This window comes from Streptomyces sp. NPDC057543, assembly GCF_042801895.1.
Classification (GTDB): Bacteria; Actinomycetota; Actinomycetes; order Streptomycetales; family Streptomycetaceae; genus Streptomyces.
The window spans coordinates 1-7,543 of sequence record NZ_JBHVFF010000357.1; the positions used below are offsets into that span (position 1 = coordinate 1).

5 protein-coding genes and 3 tRNA genes are annotated in these 7,543 nt (G+C 68.8%); 4 read left to right on the plus strand and 4 right to left on the minus strand.

What is annotated here, in order from left to right:
• Positions 1 to 28: 28 nt before the first annotated feature.
• The 4 genes from ACFU8Q_RS36795 to ACFU8Q_RS36810 all read right to left on the minus strand — a co-directional run bounded on the left by ACFU8Q_RS36795 (position 29) and on the right by ACFU8Q_RS36810 (position 5,688).
• Positions 29 to 1,960 (minus strand): ABC transporter ATP-binding protein, encoded by a 1,932-nt coding sequence (locus ACFU8Q_RS36795; RefSeq protein WP_384463096.1) that lies wholly within the window; start codon positions 1,958 to 1,960, stop codon positions 29 to 31.
• Positions 1,960 to 3,693 (minus strand): ABC transporter ATP-binding protein, encoded by a 1,734-nt coding sequence (locus tag ACFU8Q_RS36800; protein WP_384463099.1) that lies wholly within the window; start codon positions 3,691 to 3,693, stop codon positions 1,960 to 1,962. Before ACFU8Q_RS36800 ends, ACFU8Q_RS36795 begins: the two co-directional genes overlap by 1 nt.
• Positions 3,694 to 3,861: 168 nt before the next feature.
• Entirely contained in the window at positions 3,862 to 5,307 is a 1,446-nt protein-coding gene (locus ACFU8Q_RS36805) for an FGGY family carbohydrate kinase (protein ID WP_384463102.1), read from the minus strand.
• A 72-nt stretch (positions 5,308 to 5,379) separates the two neighbouring features.
• Complete coding sequence (locus ACFU8Q_RS36810) at positions 5,380 to 5,688, minus strand: YtxH domain-containing protein (RefSeq protein ID WP_384463105.1); 309 nt, start codon at positions 5,686 to 5,688, stop codon at positions 5,380 to 5,382.
• 181 nt (positions 5,689 to 5,869) lie between these two features.
• Between ACFU8Q_RS36810 and ACFU8Q_RS36815 the strand changes: the two genes are divergently transcribed.
• From ACFU8Q_RS36815 to ACFU8Q_RS36830, 4 genes are all read left to right on the plus strand, one after another.
• Positions 5,870 to 5,942, plus strand: a tRNA-Asn gene (locus ACFU8Q_RS36815).
• 5 nt (positions 5,943 to 5,947) lie between these two features.
• A tRNA-Asn gene (locus ACFU8Q_RS36820) sits at positions 5,948 to 6,020 on the plus strand.
• 245 nt (positions 6,021 to 6,265) lie between these two features.
• Positions 6,266 to 6,342, plus strand: a tRNA-Ile gene (locus ACFU8Q_RS36825).
• A 572-nt stretch (positions 6,343 to 6,914) separates the two neighbouring features.
• Positions 6,915 to 7,526 (plus strand): hypothetical protein, encoded by a 612-nt coding sequence (locus tag ACFU8Q_RS36830; protein WP_384463108.1) that lies wholly within the window; start codon positions 6,915 to 6,917, stop codon positions 7,524 to 7,526.
• The last annotated feature ends 17 nt before the right edge of the window (positions 7,527 to 7,543 follow it).

The window sequence follows — 7,543 nt, forward strand, 5'->3', positions numbered from 1 at the left end:
GGCCCCGTCACGATTCCGGCCGTTCCCGCTAGTCGACTTCGGCGACCGCCTGCGCGAACTGCGCCGAATACAGCCGGGCGTACGCCCCCTCGGCAGCCAACAGCTCGTCGTGCGTTCCCTGTTCGACGATCGAGCCGTTCTCCATCACCAGGATGACGTCGGCATCCCGGATGGTGGAGAGCCGGTGCGCGATCACGAAGCTCGTACGGCCGTGCGCCAGGCGCGCCATAGCCTTCTGGATCAGCACCTCGGTACGGGTGTCGACGGAGCTGGTCGCCTCGTCGAGCACCAGGATCACCGGGTCGGACAGGAACGCCCGCGCGATGGTGATCAGCTGCTTCTCGCCCGCGCTGACGCCGGAGCCCTCGTCGTCGATCACCGTGTCGTAACCGTCCGGCAGGGTGCGGACGAAGCGGTCGGCGTGGGCGGCCCTCGCGGCCTCCTCGATCTCTTCCCGGGTGACCTCGCGCGAAGCGCCGTACGCGATGTTCTCCGCTATCGACCCGCCGAACAGCCAGGTGTCCTGGAGGACCATGCCGATTCCCGACCGCAGGTCGTCGCGCGACATCTTCGCCACGTCGACCCCGTCGAGGGTGATCCGTCCGCCCGTCACCTCGTAGAACCGCATCAGGAGATTGACGAGCGTGGTCTTGCCCGCGCCGGTCGGGCCGACGATCGCGACCGTGTGGCCCGGCTCGACGTTCAGCGAGAGGTCCTCGATGAGCGGCTTCTCCGGGTCGTAACGGAACGAGACCTTCTCCAGCGAGACGCTGCCCCGCAGCTCCTTCGGTCGCTCGCTCGTGCCGGGCGCGGGGTCGGCGCCCTGCTCCTCGGCGTCCAGCAGCTCGAAGATGCGCTCGGCCGACGCGACACCCGACTGCACCAGGTTCGCCATCGAGGCGACCTGGGTCAGCGGCATCGAGAACTGCCGCGAGTACTGGATGAACGCCTGCACGTCACCGATCGACAGCGAACCCGAAGCGACCCGCAGACCACCGACGACGGCGATCAGCACATAGTTCAGGTTGGAGACGAACATCATCAGCGGCTGCATGATCCCGCTGTTGAACTGCGCTTTGAAGCCCGCCTCGTACAGTGCCTCGTTCTGCTCGGCGAAGTCCCGTGCGGACTCCTCCTGCCGCCCGAAGACCTTCACCAGGGTGTGCCCGGTGTACATCTCCTCGATGTGGGCGTTGAGCTTGCCCGTCACCTTCCACTGCTGCACGAACTGCGGCTGCGACCGCTTGCCGACCTTCGCGGCCACGACGACCGACAGCGGCACCGTCACCAGTGCGACCAGCGCCAGCAGCGGCGAGACCCAGAACATCATGACCAGCACGCCGATGATGGTGAGCAGGGAGTTGATGAGCTGCCCCATCGTCTGCTGCATCGTCTGGGAGATGTTGTCGATGTCGTTCGTCGCCCGGCTGAGCACTTCGCCGCGCTTGGCCTGGTCGAAGTACGACAGCGGCAGCCGCGACAGCTTCGTCTGGATGTCCTCACGCAGCTGGAACACGACCCGGTTGATGATCCGGATCGACAGCCGGGTGGCCACCAGCATGAGCAGCCCGGCACCGACATATACCGCCAGCGCCGCCAGCAGCACGTCGCCCACCGCGCCGAAGTCGATGCCGTGACCGGGGACGAAGTCCACCCCGGAAAGCATGTCGGCGAGGCCGCTGTTGGCCTTGCGCAGGCCCTCCACGGCCTGCTCCTTCGTCGTGCCGTCGGGCATCTGCCGGCCGACGACCCCGGCGAACACCAGGTCGGTCGCCCTGCCGAGGATCTTCGGCCCGACCACCGACAGCCCGACGCTCAGCACGCAGGCCGCCAGCATCACGTACAGCGAGGCCTTCTCCGAAGCGAAGCGCTTCAGCAACCGTTTCGAGGACCCCTTGAAGTCCATGGACCGGTCGGTCGGCGCCCCGCCCGCCATCATGCGTCCGCCAGGACCGGCCATTACGCGGCCTCCGCTTCCGTCAGCTGGGAGAGCACGATCTCCCGGTACGTTTCATTGCCGTCCATCAGTTCGTGATGGGTACCGGAGCCGACGACCCGGCCCTCGTCCAGTACCAGGATCCGGTCGGCGTCGCGGATGGTGGACACCCGCTGCGCCACGATCACCACGGTCGCCTCGGCCGTCTCCTGCGCGAGTGCCCCGCGCAGCGCGGCGTCGGTCGCGTAGTCGAGCGCGGAGAACGAGTCGTCGAAGAGGTAGATCTCCGGCCGCTGCACCAGCGTCCTGGCGATCGCCAGCCGCTGCCGCTGTCCGCCGGAGACATTGGTGCCGCCCTGCGCGATCGGCGCGTTCAGGCCGTGCTCCAGCGCCTCGACGAACTCCTTGGCCTGCGCGACCTCCAGCGCGTGCCAGAGCTCCTCGTCGGTGGCGTCCGGGTTCCCGTACCGCAGATTCGTCGCGACCGTCCCGGAGAACAGGTACGGCTTCTGCGGCACGAGGCTCACGGTCTTCGCCAGCAGCGTCGGCTCCAGCGTCCGTACGTCCGTGCCGTCGACCAGCACCTGGCCGTCCGTCACGTCGAACAGCCGCGGTACGAGCCCGAGCAGCGTCGATTTCCCGCTGCCCGTCGATCCGATGATCGCGGTGGTCTCGCCGGGGCGGGCCACCAGATCCACCGACCGCAGCACCGGCTCCTCGGCGCCCGGGTAGCGGAAGTCCGCCCCGCGGACCTCCAGATGACCGTGGGCGCGCAACTCGCGCACCGGCTTGACGGGTGGAATCACGCTCGACTCGGTCTCCAGGACCTCCTGGATGCGTTCGGCACAGACCTCGGCGCGCGGCACCATCATGAACATGAAGGTGGCCATCATCACCGACATGACGATCTGCATCAGATAGGCGAGGAACGCGGTCAGCGCGCCGATCTCCATGCCGCCGCTGTCGATGCGGTGGGCACCGAACCAGACCACGGCGATCGAGGACACGTTCACGACCGTCATCACGGTCGGGAACATCAGTGCCATCAGCCGGCCCGTGGACAGCGCCACATCGGTCAGCTCGTTGTTGGCACCGCGGAAGCGCTCCTCCTCGTAACGGTCGCGGACGAAGGCGCGGATGACGCGGTTGCCGGTGATCTGCTCACGCAGCACCCGGTTCACTGTGTCGACCCGCTCCTGCATGGTGCGGAACAGCGGCCGCATCCGCTTGACGATCAGGCTCACCGCGATGCCGAGCACCGGCACCACCGCGAGCAGCACCGCCGACAGCGGGACGTCCTGGCCGAGCGCCATGATGATGCCGCCGACGCACATGATCGGCGCCGAAACCATCAGGGTGAACGTCATCAGCACCAGCATCTGGACCTGCTGGACGTCATTGGTCGTACGCGTGATCAGCGACGGCGCGCCGAACCGCCCGACCTCACGTGCGGAGAACGACTGCACCCGGTCGAAGATCGACGCCCGGACGTCACGGCCGAGGGCGGACGCGGTGCGGGCGCCGTAGAAGACGGCCCCCATGTTGCAGACCACCTGGCCGATGCTGACGGCGATCATGATGCCGCCGAACTCCAGGATGTAGCCCGTGTCCCCCTTGACGACACCGTTGTCGATGATGTCGGCGTTCAGGGTGGGCAGGTACAGGCTGGCGCAGGTCTGCAGGAGTTGGAGAAGGACCAGCAGCAGGATGGGTTTCTTGTACGGACCGAGATAGGCCCGCAGGAGTTTTATGAGCACGCGTGTCTCTCGGAGTCGGCAGAGGTCGGGAGTCGACCCATTTTCCGGTACCCCCGAGGGCGACCGCGAACGATTTTCTTCAAGACCAGGTCAAAAAAAAGACCGAGTACACATGCGGAAGATCGATTTCGACAGGTGTACCCGGTCATGTCACGCAGGGTGTGCGCCTCAGGGCGCGGAGTCGAACGCCCCCGGATGGATCTGGTCCCGCGTCGCCACGTACTGCTGGCGGACCGCCTGCCCGACCGCCAGCTCCTCGCCCGGCTCCAGCACCTGCGCCGCGGCGCCCTGCCAGGCCGGGGGAGTGAGCGGATCCGCCGTCCCCTGTGAGACCCCAAGCGCCCAGGCAGCCTGCCGGGCCGCGCCCAGCGCGGCGTACTCGGCGGGCTGCGGCACGACCACCTGCGTACCGAACAGCGCGGGCGCGAGCCCCTGCACGGCGGGCAGTTCGGCCGCCGCGCCCAGCAGGAACACCCGCCGCACCTCGACCCCGCGGCCGCGCAGCACATCGAGCGCGTCGGCCAGCGAGCACAGCATCCCCTCGAACGCCGCCCGGGCCAGATGCTCCGGCTTCATCGACTCGCGCCGCAGCCCGCACAGCGTCCCCGCCGTGTGCGGCAGATGCGGGGTGCGCTCGCCCTCCAGATACGGCAGGAGTACGAGTCCGGAGGCGCCCGGCGTCGACTTCAGCGCCAGCGCGGACAGCTCCTCCAGCCCCTCCGTGCCCAGCATCTCGGCGGTCCCGCGCAACGCGCGTACCGCGTTCGACGTGTACACCACCGGCAGATGCATGCCCGTCGCGTCGGCGAACGAGGTGATCATCCCTCTGGGATCCGACAGCGCCTCGTGGTGCACCGCCATGACCGAACCCGACGCGCCCAGCGACACCACCGCGTCGCCGACCCCGACCCCCAGCCCGAACGCCGCCGCCATCGTCTCGCCGGTCCCCGCGGAGATCAGCAGCCCCTCGGGCGTCGTCCCGGCCGTGTCGGAGGGGCCGAGCACCTCGGGCAACGCGGCCTGGTGCCCCAGCGCGAGCTCCACCAGATCGGGCCGGTAGGAACCGCTGCCCGCCGACCAGTAGCCGGTGCCGGACGCCGCGCCCCGGTCGGTGGTCCGCCGGGACGGACGCCCCAGCAGCTGCCACACCAGCCAGTCGTGCGGCTGCAGCACCGAGGCCACGCGCCGGGCCGCCTCCGGCTCCGTCCGGGCCAGCCAGCGCAGTTTCGACACCGGCTGCGCGGCCTGCGGCACCGCCCCGACCGCCTCGGCCCAGGCCTGCCGCCCACCGAGCCCCTCGACCAGATCGGCCGCGGCGACCTGCGCACGCTTGTCATTGCCGAGCAGCGCCGGACGTACGAGATTGCCCTGGTGGTCCAGCGGCACCAGGCCGTGCTGCTGCGCGGAGACCCCGATGGCCTGCACACCTTCGAGCAGCCCGCCGTCGGCGGCCTCACCGAGTGAGAGCAGCCACGCCTGCGGGTCGACCTCGGTGGCCTTCGCCTCGACGGGGTGTGCGGCGTATCCCCGGCGCAGCACGGCACCGGTGTCCGTATCGCAGACGACGATGTGCGTGAACGCGGAAGAACTGTCCAAGCCGGCGACTATGCCCATGCCCAAGATTCTGCCGCACAGCCGGAGCGTTTCCGTACCGGTGGTGCGGCAGCGGGCGGCCGGCCCGTCCGGCTACGTGTTGGTGGTGCCCCAGTCGTCCTCGCCGTTCTGGCCGTTCCATCTGCGGTCCCGCAGCGAGCGCACCCGGTCGGCCACCGAGGCGGGCACCTTCTCGCCGACCTTCTCGCCGACCGCGTGACAGGCCTTGTCGGCCAGATCGCGGCCGCTGCGCGCCGCGGACTCGGCGGTATTGCGCACGGCCGGATTCTGGGCGAACTGACGTGCGGACTTCTTCATCTGCTCGTAGCGCTCGCGCCCGGCCCGCGTGCCGATCACGTATCCGAGGGCCAGTCCGGCGATGAACGTGAGCCGGTACCGCATGGCTGCCACCCTTCCTTGCTCAGTGCGACGTGTGCTGCCCGCCTACCCGCGGGCACCCGAGATCACCCCGGGCGATACCGATTGGCGAAGCACCCCCCTGCTTGCGCTAATGTATGTGTCGCAGCGAACGCCCGCCGCCCGGCAGCAGCCAGGTAGGTGGAGTCCGGTGCAAACGCAGCAATCCCCTGTAGCTCAATTGGCAGAGCAGCCGGCTGTTAACCGGCAGGTTACTGGTTCGAGTCCAGTCGGGGGAGCGCGATCCCCTGTAGCTCAATTGGCAGAGCATTCGGCTGTTAACCGGAGGGTTACTGGTTCGAGTCCAGTCGGGGGAGCGGTACGAAAGAGGGCCCTACGGGGTCCTTTTTCGCGTGCCCGCGGCCCTCCGGCACAGGGGTGCGCGACGTGGTGCGTGTGGGGTTCGGGTAAATCTTTCGCGTCCGCTTCGCACCGTCCGGAACCGGGCAGGGCGCGGCACGGTCTTCATGGTCATGTGTGGCCGACCATCCGCAGCGAGAGATCGTATGACCGGCTATGCTGCGGCAGACGGCGCGCACACTTGTACGCGCCACGCCGATAAGGGGCGGTAGCTCAGCCGGTTAGAGCAGCGGACTCATAATCCGTCGGCCGTGGGTTCGAGTCCCACCCGCCCCACCAATCTTTCACAGGCAGGAACGTTTCTACCTGCCGCAACGCCGGTGTCGGTCGATCGGCGTCCGGCGTCCCTCATGAGAAGGGACGCCGCATCCCCCTCGGAGCCCCATGCGGTCCCTGTCCCGCATGGGTGCCTGGGTGTCCGAGGCGGGTCAGTAGATCAACGAGCTGCAACGCGCCCGTGGTTTCGATGGCGCCGAAGTCCGGTGAGATCGCTTCGCTGATCCGCCGTCGGCACCCCCACCGCCCTCGTCGGCCCGGCCGGGGTTCGCGTATGCGCGCGTCGGCGAGGAGGTCTTCCGTTGCGAGCCCGGTCAGGGGTACCTGTTGCTGTCCGGAGGTTACTCGCCGGAGCCGGTCGGCGCCGCGAGCCTTGACCTATTCTGTCGAAGGGAGGGCAATGGCATCGGTTCCGTTCGGGACGTCCTCACCGTCGCGGAGTATCCCCCGAGGCCGCGGTACTTGAGGGAATCCTGTTGTCGGCCGGGCTGCCGGTCGTACGGCACGGTCATGTGGCGCACACGACCCGGGCGGAGCCGCGCAGGATCCCCCCACTCGACGAAGGGATGTACCCCGTGGAACTGGCCCGGACCGTGGCCCGCCTCGACCGGTGGCTGGAGGAGCACGCCCCGGGCGACTTCCGGCAACTCGCCGCGCCCGCCGACCCCAGGCTGATCGCTGCTGCGACAGGGAACCGATTCGAGCTGCATCCGGACGTCCGGTCCTGGCTGGCCCTGCACGACGGTTCGGCCCTCGACCGCGCCTCTGCCGCGGGTGCCTTCGTGCCCACCGACTTCCCTCTCCTGGGTGCGGTCGGCATGTGCGACGGGCTGCGGGACATGGAGCAGGAGGTCGCCCGGGCCCTGGAGGAGGACGAGGCCGAGTTCGTCGTCGGTGTGATGGCGGACGTGCGCTGGCTGCCGGTGGCGTTGAACCACACCGGCGGCCAACTCGTGGTCGACCACCGGGAGGGCCCCGGTTTCGGCGCCGTCCTGGAGCTGGACCCGTCCATCGGCCTGGAAGGAGTGAAGCGTTGGGACAGTTTGTCCCACCTTTTCGACTCGGTCCTGGACGCCCTGGTCCACGGCGCTCCGGTCGCCACAGCCACTGGCCGGAAGATCGTCCCGCGCATCGAGAACACCGGGACTCCGCTGCCTCACGTCGTCTGGGACATCCACTACGGCTGAGCCGGCCCGGGCATGCC

What these genes read in the sequence shown, in the direction of transcription:
- ACFU8Q_RS36805 (WP_384463102.1), bottom strand. Translation starts at nt 5,307, where the DNA reads ATGGGCATAGTCGCCGGCTTGGACAGTTCTTCCGCGTTCACGCACATC.
- ACFU8Q_RS36795 (WP_384463096.1), bottom strand. Translation starts at nt 1,960, where the DNA reads ATGGCCGGTCCTGGCGGACGCATGATGGCGGGCGGGGCGCCGACCGAC.
- ACFU8Q_RS36810 (WP_384463105.1), bottom strand. Translation starts at nt 5,688, where the DNA reads ATGCGGTACCGGCTCACGTTCATCGCCGGACTGGCCCTCGGATACGTG.